Genomic DNA, 18,442 nt, shown 5'->3' on the forward strand with positions numbered 1-18,442 from the left:
TACGCGATGGATCTGCAATGGCACCAGTGGTGCGGCATCGTCGGTGCGTTTCTCGTCGTACTCGCGTACTTCCTGCTGCAGGTCACCCGGTTCTCGGGCGCGGGCCTGCCGTATCTGCTGCTGAACCTGTTCGGTGCCATTGGTATGGCGGTGTCGCTGTATGGCACTTTCAGCATGCCGGTGCTGATCATGCAGCTGGCGTGGATCGCGATCAGCCTGTTCGGGATCATCCGGACGTTGGGCGCGCGGGGACGAATGCGCTCTGGCGTTTCGTCGAGGTAAATCGTCCGTTCGATGGGCGCTGCGGCGCGGCGTGTCTGCGTTCCTCTGGACACGCGAGACGCGCTGAAGTGCAGGGCTTTCGCCCGCTGCGCGTGCGAGTTCCTTTTGGATGGACCCAAAAGGAACCAAAAGGTCCCTTCGCCGGACGCGAGCCGGCACGGCTACGCCGAGCCGGTGCCCTCCGCTCCTCGCCTGACGCGGCACGCAGCCCAAACTCGCTGCGCTCAGACATGGGCCGCTCTTCGGCCACGCCAGGCTCCGGTGCTCGGCTCGCTCTACGGCTCGATTCAGATCAAAAGCCGAAGCCAAAGCAGAAGCTGAAACAGAGCGAAAGCCTTTAGCGTCGAGCCAAGCCGAGCTGAAGCGAAGAAGCTGAGGCCAAGTGGTACGCCGTCACGCAGGGTGGTCAGCAGGCGAGCAAACACCTTGCATTTCAGAGGTCGCGTGTAGCGGTCACGCGCGGCTGAGCTTCCGTAGAAGCGCGCCGTCGCGCAGAAGCGCATCCAAGAAAAGCCGATCTCGCCATGCCCGCGAAGGCGGGCTTCCATGGATGATGCTGCTCGCTTTGGTTGTTGCGGCTGCTGCTCCTTTTCTGCCCGCTCTTGCTGTTGCTGTTGCGGTGGCTCTTGATCTCGAATCGAGCCGTAAAGCGAGCCGAGCATCGCAGGGCGGCGGGGTCGGAGAGCAGCCCATGTCTGAGCGCAGCGAGTTTGGGCTGCGTGCCCCGTCGTCCGAGAAGCGCAGGGAACCGGCACGGCGTAGCCGTGTCGGATCGCGTCCGGCGAAGACGGTTTTGCTTACTTTTGCCAAGACAAAAGTAAGCCGCGCAACAGCGCGGAAGCTTTGCACTTCCTAGAGCACCCACTGCGCAAGTCCGGCGAAAGCCGGCAGGCTCTCCCGTCGAAAGCGCCACACGCCGCGGGTTACACCCCGGTAATCCGAGCACCCAACCCACCAGCGATAATCACTCCACACCAGGAAGCGGGGACGACCCCGCCACTCCATTCCACATCCGGGGACGGCCCCATCGCAACGATGGAGGCATTCCCATGTCCTGGATCATTCTCGTGCTCGCCGGCCTGTTCGAAATCGGCTGGGCGATCGGACTGAAATACACCGAAGGCTTCACGAAGCTCTGGCCCACGGTCGGCACCGTCGCCGCGATGGCGATCAGCGTCGGTCTGCTGGGCGTCGCGATGCGCGATCTGCCGGTCGGCACGGCCTATGCGATCTGGGTCGGGATCGGTGCGGTCGGCACGGTGATTCTCGGCATGGTGCTGATGGGCGATGCCGCGAGTCCGGGGCGGCTGATCAGTCTCGGCCTGATCATCGCCGGCATCATCGGACTGAAGCTCGCGAGCTGAGTCTGCAGCGCGCGCGTTGCGAGCGCGGCGCGCAGTGCGCATGGCGGGCGCGTGCGCGTGCTCGCACCGGCGCGCATCATTCCCCGACGAATCTGGACGCCGGTTCAGGAGAGCGCTGGCGCGCGTCATCGGCATCGCCGACCATGGCCGACCCCACGTCGGTCCGTCGCGCACGGACCGCTTCTCACTGTCCCGGGAAAGCCTGTGCTGAGTGTCGTCGCGATCGTGCTTGCGTCCTATCTGGTCCTGCGTGTGGTGTTTCCATTGCGTCTTCCGTGGCCGGTGCGCGCGGGACTCGCGGTGCTGGTCTACGGGCTGGCCCTGCACCATCGCATCGTCGCGCGTTTCGCCGGCAGCATGGCGTCGCCGGAGCTGCCGAAGCTGGTCATCGCCGCGCTCGGCACGGGCTTCATCGCGCTGTTGCTGACGGCGTTGTTCGTGTTGCTGCTCGACGTGGTGACGCTGATGCTCTGGGCGCTGCGTCGGCGCGGCGCGCTCGCGACGTTGCGCGGCCCGTGGCTGCGGCCGGGGGTGGCGGTACTGGCGTTGCTGCTGTCGGCCTACGGCACGTGGCGGGCGATGGTGGTGCCGCAGGTGCGGCAGATCGAGGTGCCGATCGCGGGCCTGCCGCAGGCCTTCGACGGCTATCGCGTGCTGCAGCTGACCGACATCCACGCCAGCCGACTGCTGACCGGCGACTGGGTCGCCGGCGTGGTCGCCGCCTCCAATGCGCAGCAGGCGGACCTGATCGTGATCACCGGCGATCTCGTCGACGGCAGCGTGACCGCGCGTGCGAATGACGTGCGCCCGCTCGCGGATCTGCGTGCGCCGGACGGTGTCATCGCGATCACCGGCAATCACGAGTATTACGGCGTATACCGGGACTGGATGGACGCGTTCCGCGCGATGGGCATGGCGGTGCTGGAGAACGCGCACGTCCGTGTCGAACGCGACGGCGCGGCGCTGACGATCGCCGGCGTCACCGATCCCGTCGCCGCGCGCTACGGGCAGGCGCTGCCGGACATCGATGCCGCGATCGCGGGTGCCGATCCGCAGGCGCCGATCGTGCTGCTCGACCATCGCCCGGTCGAGGCACGCGAGAACGCGAAGCGCGGCGTCGTGCTGCAGCTCTCGGGACACACGCACGGCGGGCACATCGTCGGCATGGACCGGCTGGTGGCGCGCGCGAACGGCGGCTTCGTGTCCGGTCTGTATCCGGTCGACGGCATGCAGCTCTACGTCAGCAACGGCGCCGGTCTATGGCCCGGCTTCGCGACGCGGATCGGCGTGCCGTCCGAGATCACGGTGCTCACCCTGCGCCGCGCGGAGGTCTGAGCGGCGCGCGGACTCAGTCGGCGGCCGCAGCCGGCGCCGCCGTCTTCGGCCACGCATTGGCGATCCGGCAGAACAGCTGCGCGGTCAGCGTGGTGTCGTAGAGCGCGGAATGCGCCTGCGCCTGGTCCCATTGCAGGCCCGCCGCCTGCACAGCGCGCGCGAGCACCGTCTGCCCGTAGGCCACGCCTGCGAGCGTCACGGTGTCGAACACACTGAACGGGTGGAACGGGTTGCGCTTGTGCTGCGTACGCGCGACGGCGGCGTTGATGAAGCCCAGATCGAAATGCGCGTTGTGACCGACCAGGATCGCGCGCTGGCACTCGTGGTGACGCACCGCGTTGCGCACGTGGTTGAAGATGTGGTCCAGCGCATCGCGCTCGGGCTTCGCGAACCGGAACGGATGGTGGATGTCGATGCCGGTCACTTCCAGCGACTGCGGATCGATGTGCGTACCGTCCGCGGGCTCGACGTGCGCATGCACCGGCGCGCCGGGCACGAGGTTGCCGTCCTCGTCGATGTTCAGCGGGATGGCCGCGATTTCCAGCAGCGCGTGACGCCGCGATTCGAAACCGCCGGTTTCGACGTCGACGACCACTGGCAGAAAGCCGCGGAACCGGCGGGACATGGGGAGATGGGGCGACGCGGCATCGTCGGTCGATGCGGGGGCGGGTACTGCGGCTTCACTCATGCGTGCAAGCCTAGCAGAGCCAGGTGATCGGGCCGGGTCCGCGGGGCCCGACGCACGCTGCTGAAGATCCTTTTCCAGACAGTGGCGCGCGACCGGGCGCGGCAGAAGCTCGCCTGCTGCAGGTCATTCTCGTGGGTTGGACAGCGCTGGAAATGCAGCGAAGCGGGAGGCGCGTTCAGAGACGGGCGGTCATGCGGGCGTCCGCCCACCCGCAACTCCACGCCGCGCCGCGGCCCGACCGGCGCCGTCCGCATCGCAAACGGCACGCATCAACGCATCAAGATCAGCTCACCGTATTGGTGAAATCCCGCTTGTCGCGCGGCGGCAGGGGCTCGTCACCCTTGACCATGAACCAGATGTTCTCGGCGATGTTGGTCGCGTGGTCGCCGATGCGTTCGATGTTCTTCGCCATGAAGAGCAGGTGCGTGCAGGGCGTGATCGCGCGCGGGTCTTCCATCATGTAGGTCAGCAGCTCGCGGAACAGGCCGGTGTAGACGGTGTCGATCTCCGCGTCCTGCGCCCGCACGCGCTGCGCCGCCGCCGGATCGCTGTCGCGGAACGCGACGAGGACTTCGCGCATCTGCCGCACCGCGAGTTCGCCGAGCACCGTCAGGCCGCGCGTGTAGGGCAGCGGCGGCGCGAGGTTCAGCGCGGTCGAGCGCTTGGCGACGTTCGCGGCGTAATCGCCGACGCGTTCGATGTCGGCGGCGATGCGCAGGGCGGAGAGAATCTCGCGCAGGTCACGCGCCATCGGGCCACGCAGCGCCAGCTTCATGACGTCCTGGCTGACCTCGTGCTCCAGCGCGTCGATCGCCTCGTCGTTGGCGATGATGCGCTCGGCGGCCTTGTCGTCGCGGCGTTCCACGACGTCCAGCGCCGATTCCAGCTGCGCGGCGGCCATCTCGCCCATGCGCAGGATCTCGTTGGTCAGACGGCTGCGCTCTTCGTCATAGCTCTTGACGATGTGGTCGTTCAGTTGGTTGGGCATGGCGGGGAACCTGGAAGAGTGGCGACGATGTGCGAGTGGAGCTTGGGTCAACTGCGAACCGGCAGATTGCGCCCGTCCGGCCACGCGGCAATGCCGCGCAAGCCGGCCTGCGTCAGCCGAAGCGACCGGTGATGTAGTCCTCGGTCTGCTGCTTCGAGGGATTGGAGAAGATCGTCTCGGTGGTGTCGTGTTCGATCAGATCGCCCAGATACATGAAGGCGGTGAAGTCGGAGACGCGCGCCGCCTGCTGCATGTTGTGGGTCACGATGACGATCGTGTAGTCGACCTTGAGTTCCTCGACCAGCTGCTCGATGCGGCTGGTAGAGATCGGGTCGAGCGCCGACGTCGGTTCGTCGAGCAGCAGCACGTCCGGGCGCAGGGCGACGGCGCGTGCGATGCACAGGCGCTGCTGCTGGCCGCCGGACAGGCCCAGTGCGTTCTGGTTGAGCTTGTCCTTGACCTCGGTCCACAGCGCGGCCTGGGTCAGCGCCTGCTCGACGCGGACGTTGAGCTCGGCCTTCGACAGCTTCTCGTGGTGGCGGATCGCGTAGGCCACGTTCTCGAAGATCGTCATCGGGAACGGCACCGGCTTCTGGAACACCATGCCGACCTTCGAACGCAGACGGTTCATCGGGTACTTCGGCGCGAGGATGTTCTCACCGTCGAGCAGAAGTTCGCCGCTGGCGGTCATCTTCGGATACAGCGCGTAGATGCGGTTGAAGATGCGCAGCAGCGTCGACTTGCCGCAGCCCGACGGACCGATCAACGCGGTCACGCGCTTTTCGGGAATCTCCAGCTCGATGTTCTTGAGCGCGTGGAAATCGCCGTAGTGGAAGTTCAGCCCGCGCGCGGCGATCTTGACCGGCGTCGGCGCCAGTTGCGTGCGCGCGTGCGTCGCGAGCTGGATGCGCTGCGACGGAGCGGTGTGGAGGTCGTTCATGGACGGGTCCAGGCTGAGATTAGTCATGGGTGATCTTGTTGCGCAGCAAAATGGCGCGGGCGCCCAGGCTGACCAGCAACACGAAACAGGTGAGCACCAGCGCGCCGGCCCAGGCCAGCTGCTGCCAGGACTCGTAGGGGCTGCCGGCGTACTGGTACATCACCACCGGCACGCTCGCCATCGGCTGCATGATGTTGTTGTTCCAGTACTGATTGCCGAATGCGGTGAACAGCAGCGGTGCGGTTTCGCCGGAGATGCGCGCCAGCGCGAGCAGCACGCCGGTGACGATGCCGGCCGATGCGCTGCGATAGAGCACCTGCACCACGACCTTCCACTGCGGCACGCCGAGCGACAGCGCGGCTTCGCGCATCTGCGTGGGCACCAGCTGCAGCATCTCGTCGGTCGTGCGCACGACCACCGGCAACACGATGAAGGCCAGGGCGATCGAGCCGGCCAGCGCCGAGAAACGGCCGCCTGTGGTCATCACGAACGCGGTGTAGACGAACAGGCCCAGCACGATCGACGGCGCCGACAGCAGGATGTCGTTGATGAATCGCACGACGATGCCGGCCTTGCGAGCGCGGCCGAACTCCGAGAGCCACGTGCCGGCGGCGACGCCCAGCGGCGTGCCGATCGCGATCGCCAGGCCGCACATCACCGCGCTGCCGAAGAAGGCGTTGAGCAGACCGCCCTCGACCATCGGCGGCGGGGTCATCTGGGTGAACAGTGCCGGGTTGATGCCGCCGGCGGCCTTGGACACCAGCGTCCACAGGATCCAGCCGAGAAAGAACAGGCCGAATGCGGCCGTCAGGCAGCCCATGAAGACCGCGATGCCGTTCTGCAGGCGACGGCGCGCGTACAGGCGGTCGGCAACCTGGCGCTCGCGTTCGGTGACGGTGGCGACGGCCATTACTTGCCCTCCTTGCGGGCCAGCTGCATCAGCATCAGGCGGGCGATGGCCAGCACGACGAAGGTCACGATGAAGAGCACGAAACCGAGCAGCAGCAGCGCCGAACGGTAGGTCTCGGTGGCTTCACCGAAGTCGTTCGCGATCAGCGCGGCGATGGTGGTGCCGGGCTCGAGCAGCGACGGGGTCAGGCGCACCGAATTGCCGATCACGAATGCGACCGCCATCGTCTCGCCGAGTGCACGACCGAGGCCGAGAAACACGCCGCCGATCACCGCCGAGCGCGTGTAGGGCAGCACGATGTCCCAGCTCACTTCCCACTTCGTCGCGCCGAGCGCGTAGGCCGATTCCTTCAGGCGCGTGGGCACCGTCAGGAACACTTCGCGCATGACCGCCGAAATGAAGGGAATGACCATGATCGCGAGCACGAAGCCGGCGGTCAGTGTGCCGATGCCCAGCGGCGGACCGCGGAACAGCGCGCCCAGATACGGCACCTCGCCGAGCGTGTCGTTGAGCCACGGCGTGATGTAGGTGGTCATCACCGGCACGAGCACGAACAGGCCCCACATGCCGTAGATGATCGAGGGAATGCCCGCGAGCAGTTCGATCGCGGTGCCGACCGGCCCGCGCAGCCAGCGCGGCGCGACCTCGGTCAGGAAGAAGGCGATGCCGAAACTCACCGGCACGGCGATGATCATCGCGATCAGCGCGGTGACGATGGTGCCGACGATCGGCGCGAGTGCGCCGTAGCGGTTCTCGACCGGATTCCAGTCGGCGGTGGTGAAGAACGACAGGCCCTGCGAGGAGAGGGCATCGCGACCGCCCCAGAGCATCGACAACGCGGCGCCGGCGAGCGCCAGCATCACGAAGACGACGGTGGCGGTCAGGACGATCTTGAACAGGCGGTCGGCACGCGCATCGCGGATGTCGCGTTTGCTCGGAGCCGGTGGCGCGGCGTGGAGGGTGGCGGCGTTCATGGGAGGTCCGGTGGAGGAGAGCCGCGGAGCGGTGTGGATCCGTTGATCCAGCGAACGCCGGAATCCGGTGACCGTGTGCGTGGGAGCGCGATCAAGTCACTGGATCCCGGCCTGCGCCGGGATGACGATCCGTGGCCGCGCCCGCATGCGCGGGCGCGGGACGTTGCATCACTTGAACTCGGCCGCCCAGTAGGCCTCGATCTGCTGCACCAGCTCGGCCGGCAGCGGCACGTAGTGCAGCTCGCTGGCCTGCGCCTGGCCGGACTCGAATGCCCACTTGAAGAAGTCGCGCGCGGCCTGGCTGCGGGCGGCGTCCTTCGGCTGCTTGTGCATCAGCATGAAGTTGGTCGCGGTGATCGGCCACGCGTCCGGACCGGGCGCATTGGTGATGACCAGATTGAAGTCCTGCGCGCTCGCCCAGTCGGCGGTCGCGGCGGCGGCGGCGAAGCTTTCCTCGCTCGGCTGCACCCAGTTGCCGGCCGCGTTCTGCAGCGAGGCATAGGGCATGTTGTTCTGCAGCGCGTAGGCGAGTTCGACGTAGCCGATCGAGCCCTTGATCTGCTGCACGTACGAGGCGACGCCTTCGTTGCCCTTGCCACCCACGCCCGACGGCCACTGCACCGAGGTGCCTTCGCCGACGGTCGACTTCCACGACTCGCTGACCTTCGACAGGTAGTTGGAGAAGTTGAACGTGGTGCCCGAGCCGTCCGAGCGGTGGACGATGCTGATCTTGCCGGCCGGCAGGGTCACGCCGGGGTTGAGCGCGGCGATCGCCGGGTCGTTCCAGGTGGCGACCTTGCCCAGGAAGATGTCCGCCAGCAGCGAACCGGTCAGCTTCAGCTGGCCCGGCTGCAGGCCGTCGACGTTGATCACCGGCACCACGCCGCCGATCGCAGACGGGAACTGGCCCAGGCCCGAGGCCTGCAGCTCGGCGCTGTCGAGCGGCTTGTCGGACGAACCGAAGTCCACCGTGCCCGCCTTGATCTGCGCGATGCCGCCGCCCGAACCGATCGACTGGTAGTTGACCTTGTTGCCGGTGGCGGCGTTGTAGTCGGCCGACCACTTCGACACCAGCGGGAAGATGAACGATGCACCGGCGCCCGAGATCTCGGCAGCGACGCGGTCGCCGGCCGGCTGTGCGGCGCCCGGAGCGCCTTCGGCGGCCTGACCGGCCGGCGCGTCCGCGCTGTTGCCACCACAGGCGGCGAGGAAGATGAGCGAGGACAGCGCGAGGGCACCGATCCGGATCGTCTGACGGGACATGCGTGGCTCCAATTGAGTGCGGCAACGCATGGCGTCGCCTCGGTCCGCACATGAAATGATGTTTTTGTTACAGCCGTATGACGCGTGCCATCTGGATGAATGACAGCTGCACCGGGCGGGCGGAATGGGACGCGGTGCCGGGATGTCGCGGGATGGACATCGGGGGCTCACACGGGGTTGACGGCGGAAGCGTGCGATCCGCGAGCCTCAGGGAGATGGGAATTGCAGCGGTTCGAAGAGCGCAGACGAACAGCACCTCTCCCTCCGGGAGAGGGCCTGCCCCGGACTTGATCCGGGGTCGCCGCGCGAAGCGCGGCGGGTGAGGGCTGAGGTGATGCGCTGAAAGTGGACTCGAACGCCAGCCTTCACTTGACACGGTCCTATCATTTCGGCTGCGCAAGGTTCGGTCCAAAAATCAGGAACTGCGCGAGCTTCAGCCCTCACCCCAACCCCTCTCCCGAGGGGAGAGGGGCTCAAACCGCACGCTCAAAGATCGCAAATGACCAGCACCTCTCCCACCGGGAGATAGCCTGCCCCGGACTTGATCCGGGGTCGACGCGCATCGCGCGTCGGGTGAGTGCCGATGTCTCTCGCGCTGGGTAGGGAAGCGCGACGTGGCTGGCACGAAAGCACCCCCTCCGCGCTTTCCCGCGAGCGCACCTTCGACCAAACCCCGTCCCGCCAGAAATCAAAAAAAAAACGGGCCCGAAGGCCCGCGGAGGAAAATGGGGAGAGAGATCTGTTCTGGCATCACGTCCGGCCGGCGCATCGCTGGACGCGCCGGCCGGGCTGGATCAGTAGCGGGCGTTCTCGGCCCAGTAGCGCTCGATCTGCTGCACCAGCGGCGCAGGCAGCGGGACGTAGCCCAGGGCGCGCGCCTGCTCGCCGCCGTTGGCGTAGACCCAGCGGAAGAACTCCTGGGCGTTCTTGGCGCTGGCGCGGTTGCGCGGCTGGCGGTGCATCAGGATGAAGTTGGTCGCGGTGATCGGCCAGGAGTTCTCACCCGGTGCGTTCGTCATCACCAGGAAGAAGTCGCGACTTGCGCCCCAGTTGGCGCTGGCGGCGGCGGCGGAGAAGGTCTCTTCGCTCGGATTGACGAAGTTGCCGGCCGCGTTCTTCAGACGCGAATAGGCGAGGCGGTTCTGCAGCGCGTACGACAGCTCGACGTAGCCGATGCCGCCCTTGATCTGCTTCACGTAGGCGGCGACGCCTTCGTTGCCCTTGCCGCCGATGCCCACCGGCCACTTGACCGTCGTGCCTTCGCCGACGCCGTTCTTCCAGTCCGGGCTGACCTTGGACAGGTAGTTGACGAAGTTGAAGGTGGTGCCCGAACCGTCCGAGCGGTGGACCACGGTGATGCGCGCGTCGGGCAGGGTGATGCCGCCGTTGAGCGCAGCGATCGCCGGGTCGTTCCAGCGGGTGATCTTGCCCAGGAAGATGTTCGCCAGCGTGTCGCCGTCGAGCTTCATCGCGCCTGCGGCCACGCCTTCGACGTTGACGATCGGCACCACGCCACCGATGACCGACGGGAACTGCACCAGGCCGGACTTGGCCAGGTCTTCCGGCGGCAGCGGGGCGTCGGACGAGCCGAAGTCCACGGTGCCGGCCTTGATCTGGGCGATGCCGCCGCCCGAACCGATCGACTGGTAGTTGATCTGCTTGCTGGTGGCGGTGCGGTAGTCGGCCGACCAGCGGGTCATGGCCGGATAGACGAACGATGCGCCTGCGCCGGTCACGTCGTTGGCCATGGCGGGAGCGGCGAACGTGGTCGCCAGCAGCGTGGTCGACAGCGCGACAGCCGCGACCCGGTTCTTGAGCAGTGCGTACATGGGGTTCCCTGGAGTGTTGGACGGCCTGTGTCGCCGCGAGGCGTATTCAACGCAGCGCGCATGACATTTCCGCGACAGGTCGATGACCGCCCGATGACGTGTGCCGGCGCGCATCGCCGCAGGCCGCGGACGGGCTGTCACCGGACTGTCATGCGGATGCCATCGCAGTGTCAGCAAACCTGCGCAGGCTGCGCACCTGTCGCTAACGGGCGTTTAACGCCACGACGGTCGGAGCCGGCGTGGCCTGCGCGCGGCGGGCGATCCAATCCTCACTCTCTTCGGGAATCCACCATGCGTCATTCCATCCTGGCCGCGTCCGTCGCACTTGCCGTCGCGTCCGTCTCGTTCTCCGCAGCCGCCCAGAGCCAGAACCGGGACTCCGAAGTCGCCGCGCTGCGCGCGCAGCTGGCCGAAATGCAGGCCAAGATCGACGCGCTCGAAGTCCGCACCGATGCGCAGTCCGACATCAACATCGGCACGCAGGAGAGCCTGGACAAGATGGCGACCACGATGCCGGTCGTCGACACCAAGGGTGGCCTGAAGGTCACCTCGGCCGACAAGAAGTTCGAGTTCTCTGCCGGCGGCCGCATCCACTTCGATGCCTACGCCTTCGACCGCGACCAGGCCGCGACCACCGGCACCACCGAGTTCCGCCGCGCGCGCATCACGCTGCAGGGCAAGGCCTACGGCTGGGATTACAAGTTCGAACAGGACTTCGCGGCCGGCAGCGGCCTCGACGGCTTCCGCGACGTCTACATCGCCAAGTCGGCGCTGGGCGGCAAGTTCACCATCGGTCACTTCAAGCCCTACCGCTCGATGGAAGAGCTGACCAGCTCGAACGAGATCCTGATGATGGAGCGTCCGTTCTCCAGCGCCACGGGCCTGTTCAACGGCCGCCAGTTCCAGCAGGGCGTGGGCTACATGCGCGCCGACGGCAACTACACCGCGGGCCTGTCGGTGTTCAACCTGCGCAGCGCCTCGGGCAGCCGCAACGAAGGCGTCGGCGCAGCCGGCCGCTTCACCTTCGCGCCGATCAACACCGAAGACAGCACGCTGCACTTCGGCGGCTGGGCCAGCCAGGAGAACGTGAACCAGGGCTCGGCCGACCTGACCTTCGCGGCCAACTACGCCGGCCGCCGCGGCCCGGCGCAGACCATCGCCACGACCACCGCGCTCAGCCGCAACCAGGTCACCGCGGTCGGCGTCGAAGCCGCCGGTTCGTTCGGCCCGCTGTTCTTCCAGGCCGAATACGCCAACGCCACCTACGGCCGTCCGCTCGGCGCCGACCAGGATGTCGCCACGTGGTACGTGCAGGGCAGCTGGCTGCTCAACGGCGGCCACAAGGCCTACAAGCCGGCCAACGGCATCTTCGCGTCGCCCAAGGTGGCCGACAAGGGCCTGTGGGAACTCACCGCGCGCTACGACACGGTCGAGAACAAGGACATCCGCAACATGGACGTCAGCAGCTGGATCGTCGGCATGAACTACTACGTCAATCCGAACCTGCGCTTCATGTTCAACTACACCAAGGGCGACAACACCTTCACCGGTGACGAGACCGGCCAGTACGCGCTGCGTACCCAGTTCTCGTTCTGATCAAAGCGAAGATGTGAACGTCGGAAGCCCGCGGCGCGAGCCGCGGGCTTTTGCGTGTCAATGGATCGGACTCGCGAAACCGGCGACAGCGGCGCCTGCATCCCGCGCGCGTTCAGAAGCCCTCCCTGCGAAGCGGGGAAGGGTTGGCTGGGTGCAAACCTTCACGTCCTGTCGGTGTCTAGTCGAGCGATACACGTGCGTGAGGTGCATCACACGATCTGACCGTTCGCCCCCATGCCAGCCTTCCCCGCTGTGCGGAGGAAGGAGCTGCTCAGCGCGCTTTCGCCACGTCCTGCTCCGCCACCGCCTGCGCTTCCCGGATCACGCGCAGCAGATTCCCGCTCCACATCGCCTCGATCTGCGCGTCGGTGTAACCGGCCTCGAGCAGCCGCGCGGTGATCTTCGGCAGGTCCGACACGTCTTCCAGACCGACCACGCCGCCGCCGCCGTCCCAATCCGCGCCGAAGCCGACGTGCTCGGGCCCGGCGACCTCGATGATGTGCAGGATATGGGCGAAGTAATCGTCGAGCGTGGCCTTCTTCAGGCCGTGCTTCGCGTCCAATTCGCCACGCAGGCGATCGAACTCGGCGTAGTTGGCTTCGCTCAGATTCGCGCGGCCGCCGAAGCGCTCGTACAACGCGCGCAGATCGTTCTGGTAGGCCGGGGTGGCGCCGGTGTCGATCAGATAGCTGCCCAGCGAGTTCACCAGGATCACGCCGCCGTGCTCGGCCAGCGTGCGGATGCGCGCATCGTCGATGTTGCGCGGATGTTCGTGGATGGCGTCGGCGCCGGTGTGGCTGAGGATGATCGGCGCCTTCGACAATGCGATCAGCTGGTCGAACACCGCGTCCGACGCGTGCGACTGATCGAGCACGATGCCCAGCCGGTTGGCTTCGGCCACGAGTGCGCGGCCCTTGTCGCTGAGCCCGTTCCATTCCGGCGGCGTACTCGCCGAATCGGCGAAATCATTGTTCGAGGTGTGCACCAGGCCGAGCACGCGCACGCCGAGACGGTGATACAGCGCGAGCAATGAAGGATCGGCGCTGAGCGGCGACGCGTTCTCGATGCTGATGTAGACGACGCGCTTGCCGGCATCGCGGATGCGCGGCGCGTCGTCGGCGGTGAGCGCGAGTTCGAAGGTGTCGGGATGCGCGGCCAGCAGTTCGCGGATTTCGACCAGCCGCACCAGGCCCGCATCGCGCGCCGCGCGATCGTCCTCGGGCGTTCGCCCGCGCTGGCCGGTGTAGATCACCCACAGGCCACCGTCGAGCCCGCCTTCGATCATCTTCGGCAGATCGACCTGGCTGGCGGTCGGCGGCGTGTCGTTGCGCTGCAGGATGTCCCAGCCGTCGCGGCCGAAGAAACTCGGCGTGTCGAGATGGCTGTCGAGCGTGAGGATACGTTCGTGCAGGGCGCGGGCTTCCGTGGAGACGGCGTCGTCGGCGAGCGCGGGCGCGCAGGCGAGCGAGAGGGCGAGGGCGAGACCGGACAGCAGTGGTTTCATGCGGGCGCGTCGGTGATGGGTTCACCCCGATGGTCGCATCCCGCGCCACCGGGATGCATGCGGCGACGGGCCCGGGCCGCACGGTCAAGTGCCGTCGTGCACCGCGCCTGCGGCGCGGGCAGCGCGTAGCATGGGCGGCCGCGCCGCGTCAGGCGGCGTCGCTACGGGCCCGTCGTGCATCGCGGGTCCTCGTTCCGTTCATTCCGGGGAGTTCCGTGAGCAAGCCGCAATCCAACCGTATCCGCCTGCTGCAGGCTGCCATGGCCGCCGTCGCCCTGGTGCCGTGCCTGGCCTTCGCGCAGACGGTCGAGCCTGTCGATCTCGATGTCGTCGCGCAGATCCGCCACGAGGCCTTCAACCGCTCGCAGGTCGCGGCCAATCTCAAGGAGCTGACCGAGACCATCGGTCCGCGCCTGACCAATTCGCCGGCCTACGTGCGCTCCAGCGAATGGGCGCGCAACAAGCTGAGCGGCTACGGCCTGACCAACGTGCACGACGAGGTCTACGACGCCGCCTTCGGCCGCGGCTGGGAGTTCCGCGCCTCGCGTGTCGAGCTGCTCGCGCCGCGCGAACTGCCGATCCACGCGCTGCCCAAGGCGTGGACGCCGGGCACCGACGGACCGGTGGAAGGCGAGCTCGTGCGCGCGACGTTCAAGACCGTCGAGGACATCGAGAAGCAGCGCGGCAAGCTCGCCGGCAAGATCGTGCTGCTCGACGAGGCCCGCCCCTACAAGCCGGCCGACAAGCCCGATTTCCGCCGCCACACCGAGGAAGATCTCGGCGAGCTGCAGACCTTCCCGGTGCCGCAGGACCGCGATCCCGAAGCGCAGAACAAGCGCCTCGACGAGTACCGCAAGCGCCAGGCACTGGTGCGTGCGCTCAACACCTTCTTCGCCGAGGAAGGGGTGCTGGCGACGCTGTCGATCAGCTCCTGGGACAACGGCATCGTCCGTGTGATGGGCGGCGGTGGCCGCAAGGCCGGCGATCCCGAAGGCGTGCCCGATCTCGTCGTCGCCGCCGAGCACTACAACCAGCTGGTGCGCGCCGTCGACAACAAGCAGGCGCCGCGCCTGCGCATCGACGTGCAGGCACGTTTCACCAGTGATGCCGATCTGCCGGCGACCAACACCTTCGCCGAGCTGCGCGGCACGTCGAAGGCCAACGAGAGCGTGATCATCGGCGCACATCTCGACTCCTGGCACACCGGCACCGGCGCAGCCGACAACGGCGCGGGCGTGGTCGTGATGATGGAGGCCATGCGCATTCTGAAAGCGATCGACGCGCGGCCGAAGCGCACCATCCGCATCGCGCTGTGGGGCGGCGAAGAGCAGGGCCTGCACGGCTCGGCCGGCTATGTCGCCAAGTATCTGGCCGACTGGCCGGCGCCGACCGATCCCGAGCAGATTGCACTGCCGCGCGCGTTCCAGCGCGGCACCGGTCCGCTGCAGCGCCGCGCCGGCTTCGACCGCTTCTCGACCTACTTCAACTTCGACAACGGCACCGGCCGTATCCGCGGCATCTATGCGCAGGAAAACCACGCCGCGGTGCCGGTGTTCCGCGCCTGGCTCGAGCCGTTCGCCGATCTCGGCGCGACCGTCGTGACGACGCGCAATACCGGCAGCACCGACCACATCTCGTTCGACCGCGTCGGTCTGCCGGGCTTCCAGTTCGTGCAGGACCCGGCCGACTACTTCAGCCACGTCCATCACACGCATCTCGACACCTACGATCACGTCGTGCCGGATGACCTGAAGCAGGCCGCGGCGATCATCGCCTCGTTCGCGTACCACGCGGCGATGCGCGACGAGCGTCTGCCGCGGAAGCCGTTTACCGAGCGGGATGAGTGATTCGATAGAGCGGGGTTGATGTGCCTATCCTGAAACTCTATTCCGTCGCCCCAGCGAAGGCTGGGGCCCATTTTGATCTGGGGCATTACAGCGAAGATGGATACCAGCTTTCGCTGGGATGACGACTGAAGCTTCAGGGGGAGCGGCTAAGCGCTTCCCACCGTCTTGTCCTTGAACCGGCACAGATCCCGCACCACGCACTTCGGGCAATCCGGCTTGCGCGCCTTGCAGGTGTAGCGACCGTGCAGGATCAGCCAGTGGTGCGCGCCGAGCAGGAATTCCTCCGGAATCACGCGCATGAGCCGGTCCTCGACCGCACGCACGTCCTTGCCCGGCGCGAGACCCGTGCGGTTCGACACACGAAAGATATGCGTGTCGACCGCGATCGCGGGTTCGCCGAACACGGTGTTGAGCACGACGTTCGCGGTCTTGCGACCGACGCCCGGCAAGGCCTCGAGCGCGGCGCGCTCGCGCGGCACCACGCCGCCGTGCTGCTCGACGAGGATGCGGCAGGCCGCGATGACATTCTTGGCCTTCGCGTTGAACAGGCCGATCGTCGAGATGTGGCGCTTGAGCGCGTCCTCGCCGAGATCGAGGATCGCCTGCGGCGTGTTCGCGACCGGATACAGCCGGCGCGTGGCCTTGTTGACGCCGACATCGGTCGCCTGCGCCGAGAGGATCACCGCGATCAGCAGTTCGAACGGCGTGGTGTACTCGAGTTCGGTCGTGGGTTCGGGATCGATCTCGCGCAGCCGCGACAGGAATTCGTGGATCTCCGCGCGCGTCATCGTCGGGCCGCGCCGTTTCGGCGTGGCGGTCGGCGTCGGGACGCTCATGGCGTGCCGCCTGCCGCGCGCGCCTTGGCGCGGGCGAGGATCGCTGCGGCGTTCGACGGCAATGCAGGACGCGCTGGCGCGGCATCGGCAGCGGCCGGCGGCGGGGCGGGGACACGACGCGCGGCTTCGCGTTCCTCGGCGCGGCGGGCGAGCCGCGCGTTGCGTGCCTCGAAGCGCGCGCGCGCGTCCCACGCGGTGCGCAGACGCGCGCGCGTTGCGAGCAGCAACGCGCGTGCGTCGGCATCGAGTACCTCGGCGCAGGCGTCCGGCCAGGCGTCCATCAGGCCGGCATCGATCGCGGCATCGACGTCGTCCTCGCGCAGCAGCGCAACGAGACGTTCGAGTGTCGCGGGAGGCAGGGCGCTGGCGTCGGGCGGGCGGTGCGGCATGGCGTGCGGGCGACTCAGCGGTTCTTGAACTCGGGCTTGCGGCGTTCGAGAAACGCACGCGTGCCTTCGCGCATGTCCTCGGTCGCGAACATCAGGCCGAACTGCGCCGCTTCGAACGCGAGCCCCTCGCCGATCGCGCTTTCGCCACCGGTATTGATGCAGTCGAGCACGCCGCGCAATGCGAGCGGGGCGGCGTTCGCCAGCTGTTCGGCCAGCGCCATCGTCTGCGCCTGCAGCTCGGCGGCCGGCGCGACGCGGTTGACGATGCCCAGCGCGAGCGCGCGCTCGGCGTTGACCGGCGCGCCGGTCAGGCACAGCTCCAGCGTGGCCGCGCGACCGGCCAGACGCAGCAGGCGCTGGGTGCCGCCGAAGCCCGGAATCAGGCCGAGATTCACTTCCGGCTGGCCGACCTTGGCGGTGTCACTGGCGATCCGCAGATGGCAGCACATCGCCAGTTCCAGCCCACCGCCCAGCGCGAAGCCGTTGACCATCGCGATCACCGGCTTGGGCAGGGTTTCGACCCGGCGCATCATCGCCTGGCCGCGCAATGCGAAATCGCGGCCTTCGACTGGGCGCAGGTCGGCCATCTCGGCGATGTCCGCACCGGCGACGAATGCCTTGGGGCCGGCGCCGGTCAGCACCACGACGCGCACCGCGTCATCGGCCGCGGCATCATCGAACGCGTGGTGCAGCGCATCGAGCGTCGCCGAGTTCAACGCGTTCAGCTTGTCGGGCCGGTTGACGGTGATGACGCGCACGGCGCCCTGGTCTTCGATCAGCAGCGGGGATTCGGACATGGAGACTCCAGGCGCAAAAGCGCCGCCCGTGGAACTTGTCGGGGCGGCCGCGGTCTAGTTGGGGGTCGTCAGTGGCGGTTAAGCCCTTCGACCGGTATCCTAGCGCGTCCATAGGGGGCGGTTCGACCGCCCCTTCGCGCGACAGGCGATATTGAAATCTGACCTAGCGGAGATCCACGGAATGAAGTTGCGTTTTATTGCGGCCGCCGTCGCGGCCATCACGTTCAGCGGCGCGGCGTTCGCGCAGCAGGCGGCAGCCCCCGCGGCTAACGCGAACGATCGCACCACGCTCAGCTATGCGTTGGGTTTCGATCTTGGCAATCGTCTGGCGGAGACCGGTGAGTCGGTCGACGTCAACACGATCATCAAGGGCCTGCAGGACGGTCACGGTCGCAAGGACCCGACCTATACGCCTGAGCAGATGGGCACGGCCTACAACGCGTTCCAGCAGCGCATGCAGGCGAAGATCGTCGCCGAGCGTCGTGCGGCACTGACCCAGAACGAGGGCCAGGCCACCACGTTCATCAACGAGTACAAGGCGCGCGAAGGCGTGGTCTCGCTGCCGAGCGGCGTGATGTACCGCGTCGTCGAAGCCGGCGCCGGCGCCAAGCCGACGACCAGCAGCACCGTCGAAGTCGCCTACCAGGCCCTGATCGTGCCGGCCGGCATCGGTCTGAGCCAGGAAGACAAGACCCCGCCGTTCCGCGTGTCGGAAGCCCCGATCGCCGGTCTGCGCGAAGTGCTGCCGCTGATGCCGCTCAACGCGGTGTACGAGGTGGTGTTCCCGCCGGGCAAGTTCGTCACCGGTGAAGGCACGCAGGAAATCGCACGCCAGCCGGTCGGCGTGATGGTGAAGCTGCTCAGCACCCGCTGATCCGCACTGCGATACGCGATACCCGA

At 67.4% G+C, this 18,442-nt stretch carries 18 protein-coding genes; 6 read left to right on the forward strand and 12 right to left on the reverse strand.

What is annotated here, in order from left to right; translation table 11 throughout:
- The first annotated feature begins 6 nt into the window (after nt 1-6).
- Complete coding sequence (locus tag V3391_RS02140; RefSeq protein ID WP_332076777.1) at nt 7-282, forward strand: CBU_0592 family membrane protein; 276 nt, start codon at nt 7-9, stop codon at nt 280-282.
- 287 nt (nt 283-569) lie between these two features.
- Here V3391_RS02140 and V3391_RS02145 read toward each other — a convergent pair whose 3' ends face one another.
- The gene (locus tag V3391_RS02145) at nt 570-944 is read right to left on the reverse strand and encodes a hypothetical protein (protein WP_332076778.1); all 375 of its coding nucleotides are present in this window, start codon (nt 942-944) and stop codon (nt 570-572) included.
- Between the two features lie 387 nt (nt 945-1,331).
- Here V3391_RS02145 and sugE point away from each other — a divergent pair, with 387 nt between their 5' ends.
- Together sugE and V3391_RS02155 are read left to right on the forward strand one after the other, a co-directional pair.
- Nucleotides 1,332-1,646: a quaternary ammonium compound efflux SMR transporter SugE gene (gene sugE, locus V3391_RS02150; RefSeq protein WP_332076779.1), complete on the forward strand. Its 315-nt coding sequence runs from the start codon at nt 1,332-1,334 to the stop codon at nt 1,644-1,646.
- Nucleotides 1,647-1,850: 204 nt separating this feature from the next.
- Entirely contained in the window at nt 1,851-2,981 is a 1,131-nt protein-coding gene (locus V3391_RS02155) for a metallophosphoesterase (protein WP_332076780.1), read from the forward strand.
- Between the two features lie 13 nt (nt 2,982-2,994).
- Here V3391_RS02155 and rnt read toward each other — a convergent pair whose 3' ends face one another.
- The 7 genes from rnt to pstS (V3391_RS02190) all read right to left on the reverse strand — a co-directional run bounded on the left by rnt (nt 2,995) and on the right by pstS (V3391_RS02190) (nt 10,573).
- The gene (rnt, locus tag V3391_RS02160; RefSeq protein ID WP_332076781.1) at nt 2,995-3,669 is read right to left on the reverse strand and encodes a ribonuclease T; all 675 of its coding nucleotides are present in this window, start codon (nt 3,667-3,669) and stop codon (nt 2,995-2,997) included.
- 283 nt (nt 3,670-3,952) lie between these two features.
- Nucleotides 3,953-4,657 carry a phosphate signaling complex protein PhoU gene (gene phoU / locus V3391_RS02165; RefSeq protein WP_332076782.1) on the reverse strand — a complete coding sequence of 235 codons (705 nt, stop codon included), beginning with the start codon at nt 4,655-4,657 and terminating at the stop codon, nt 3,953-3,955.
- Nucleotides 4,658-4,769: 112 nt separating this feature from the next.
- Nucleotides 4,770-5,624, reverse strand: a complete 855-nt coding sequence (gene pstB / locus V3391_RS02170) for a phosphate ABC transporter ATP-binding protein PstB (protein ID WP_232136124.1) — start codon at nt 5,622-5,624, stop codon at nt 4,770-4,772.
- Nucleotides 5,617-6,507, reverse strand: a complete 891-nt coding sequence (pstA, locus tag V3391_RS02175) for a phosphate ABC transporter permease PstA (protein ID WP_332076783.1) — start codon at nt 6,505-6,507, stop codon at nt 5,617-5,619. The genes pstB and pstA overlap by 8 nt, the downstream gene beginning before the upstream one ends.
- Nucleotides 6,507-7,481 (reverse strand): phosphate ABC transporter permease subunit PstC, encoded by a 975-nt coding sequence (pstC, locus tag V3391_RS02180; protein WP_332076784.1) that lies wholly within the window; start codon nt 7,479-7,481, stop codon nt 6,507-6,509. Before pstC ends, pstA begins: the two co-directional genes overlap by 1 nt.
- Nucleotides 7,482-7,649: 168 nt before the next feature.
- Nucleotides 7,650-8,744: a phosphate ABC transporter substrate-binding protein PstS gene (gene pstS / locus V3391_RS02185; RefSeq protein ID WP_332076785.1), complete on the reverse strand. Its 1,095-nt coding sequence runs from the start codon at nt 8,742-8,744 to the stop codon at nt 7,650-7,652.
- A 794-nt stretch (nt 8,745-9,538) separates the two neighbouring features.
- On the reverse strand, nt 9,539-10,573 hold the full coding sequence (pstS, locus tag V3391_RS02190; protein ID WP_332076786.1) for a phosphate ABC transporter substrate-binding protein PstS: 1,035 nt from the start codon (nt 10,571-10,573) through the stop codon (nt 9,539-9,541).
- A 291-nt stretch (nt 10,574-10,864) separates the two neighbouring features.
- Between pstS (V3391_RS02190) and V3391_RS02195 the strand changes: the two genes are divergently transcribed.
- Complete coding sequence (locus V3391_RS02195) at nt 10,865-12,169, forward strand: porin (protein WP_332076788.1); 1,305 nt, start codon at nt 10,865-10,867, stop codon at nt 12,167-12,169.
- A gap of 271 nt (nt 12,170-12,440) precedes the next feature.
- Here V3391_RS02195 and V3391_RS02200 read toward each other — a convergent pair whose 3' ends face one another.
- Nucleotides 12,441-13,673, reverse strand: a complete 1,233-nt coding sequence (locus tag V3391_RS02200) for a dipeptidase (protein WP_332076789.1) — start codon at nt 13,671-13,673, stop codon at nt 12,441-12,443.
- Between the two features lie 260 nt (nt 13,674-13,933).
- On the opposite strand from V3391_RS02200, the gene V3391_RS02205 reads away from it, so the two are divergent.
- The gene (locus V3391_RS02205) at nt 13,934-15,520 is read left to right on the forward strand and encodes a M28 family metallopeptidase (protein WP_332077689.1); all 1,587 of its coding nucleotides are present in this window, start codon (nt 13,934-13,936) and stop codon (nt 15,518-15,520) included.
- Between the two features lie 146 nt (nt 15,521-15,666).
- Here the strand turns inward: V3391_RS02205 and nth are convergent, their stop codons facing one another.
- Genes nth through V3391_RS02220 form a run of 3 tightly spaced genes read right to left on the reverse strand, consistent with a single transcriptional unit; the run spans nt 15,667 to nt 17,542 of the window.
- A complete protein-coding gene (nth, locus tag V3391_RS02210; RefSeq protein WP_332076790.1) occupies nt 15,667-16,356 on the reverse strand; it encodes an endonuclease III in 690 nt (229 codons plus the stop codon).
- The gene (locus tag V3391_RS02215; protein ID WP_332076791.1) at nt 16,353-16,745 is read right to left on the reverse strand and encodes a hypothetical protein; all 393 of its coding nucleotides are present in this window, start codon (nt 16,743-16,745) and stop codon (nt 16,353-16,355) included. The genes nth and V3391_RS02215 overlap by 4 nt, the downstream gene beginning before the upstream one ends.
- 14 nt (nt 16,746-16,759) lie before the next feature.
- Entirely contained in the window at nt 16,760-17,542 is a 783-nt protein-coding gene (locus tag V3391_RS02220; protein ID WP_332076792.1) for an enoyl-CoA hydratase-related protein, read from the reverse strand.
- A 181-nt stretch (nt 17,543-17,723) separates the two neighbouring features.
- Here V3391_RS02220 and V3391_RS02225 point away from each other — a divergent pair, with 181 nt between their 5' ends.
- On the forward strand, nt 17,724-18,416 hold the full coding sequence (locus V3391_RS02225) for an FKBP-type peptidyl-prolyl cis-trans isomerase N-terminal domain-containing protein (RefSeq protein WP_332076793.1): 693 nt from the start codon (nt 17,724-17,726) through the stop codon (nt 18,414-18,416).
- Nucleotides 18,417-18,442 lie beyond the last annotated feature (26 nt).

Source organism: Luteimonas flava, from assembly GCF_036584485.1.
GTDB lineage: Bacteria > Pseudomonadota > Gammaproteobacteria > Xanthomonadales > Xanthomonadaceae > Luteimonas > Luteimonas flava.

Coding starts and splice junctions, on each gene's coding strand:
- V3391_RS02215 (WP_332076791.1), bottom strand. CDS start 16,745: ATGCCGCACCGCCCGCCCGACGCCAGCGCCCTGCCTCCCGCGACACTC.
- pstB (WP_232136124.1), bottom strand. CDS start 5,624: ATGACTAATCTCAGCCTGGACCCGTCCATGAACGACCTCCACACCGCT.
- pstS (WP_332076786.1), bottom strand. CDS start 10,573: ATGTACGCACTGCTCAAGAACCGGGTCGCGGCTGTCGCGCTGTCGACC.
- V3391_RS02225 (WP_332076793.1), top strand. CDS start 17,724: ATGAAGTTGCGTTTTATTGCGGCCGCCGTCGCGGCCATCACGTTCAGC.
- V3391_RS02220 (WP_332076792.1), bottom strand. CDS start 17,542: ATGTCCGAATCCCCGCTGCTGATCGAAGACCAGGGCGCCGTGCGCGTC.
- rnt (WP_332076781.1), bottom strand. CDS start 3,669: ATGAGTGAAGCCGCAGTACCCGCCCCCGCATCGACCGACGATGCCGCG.
- sugE (WP_332076779.1), top strand. CDS start 1,332: ATGTCCTGGATCATTCTCGTGCTCGCCGGCCTGTTCGAAATCGGCTGG.
- V3391_RS02140 (WP_332076777.1), top strand. CDS start 7: ATGGATCTGCAATGGCACCAGTGGTGCGGCATCGTCGGTGCGTTTCTC.
- pstC (WP_332076784.1), bottom strand. CDS start 7,481: ATGAACGCCGCCACCCTCCACGCCGCGCCACCGGCTCCGAGCAAACGC.
- pstA (WP_332076783.1), bottom strand. CDS start 6,507: ATGGCCGTCGCCACCGTCACCGAACGCGAGCGCCAGGTTGCCGACCGC.
- V3391_RS02205 (WP_332077689.1), top strand. CDS start 13,934: ATGGCCGCCGTCGCCCTGGTGCCGTGCCTGGCCTTCGCGCAGACGGTC.
- pstS (WP_332076785.1), bottom strand. CDS start 8,744: ATGTCCCGTCAGACGATCCGGATCGGTGCCCTCGCGCTGTCCTCGCTC.
- V3391_RS02195 (WP_332076788.1), top strand. CDS start 10,865: ATGCGTCATTCCATCCTGGCCGCGTCCGTCGCACTTGCCGTCGCGTCC.
- phoU (WP_332076782.1), bottom strand. CDS start 4,657: ATGCCCAACCAACTGAACGACCACATCGTCAAGAGCTATGACGAAGAG.
- V3391_RS02145 (WP_332076778.1), bottom strand. CDS start 944: ATGCTCGGCTCGCTTTACGGCTCGATTCGAGATCAAGAGCCACCGCAA.
- nth (WP_332076790.1), bottom strand. CDS start 16,356: ATGAGCGTCCCGACGCCGACCGCCACGCCGAAACGGCGCGGCCCGACG.
- V3391_RS02200 (WP_332076789.1), bottom strand. CDS start 13,673: ATGAAACCACTGCTGTCCGGTCTCGCCCTCGCCCTCTCGCTCGCCTGC.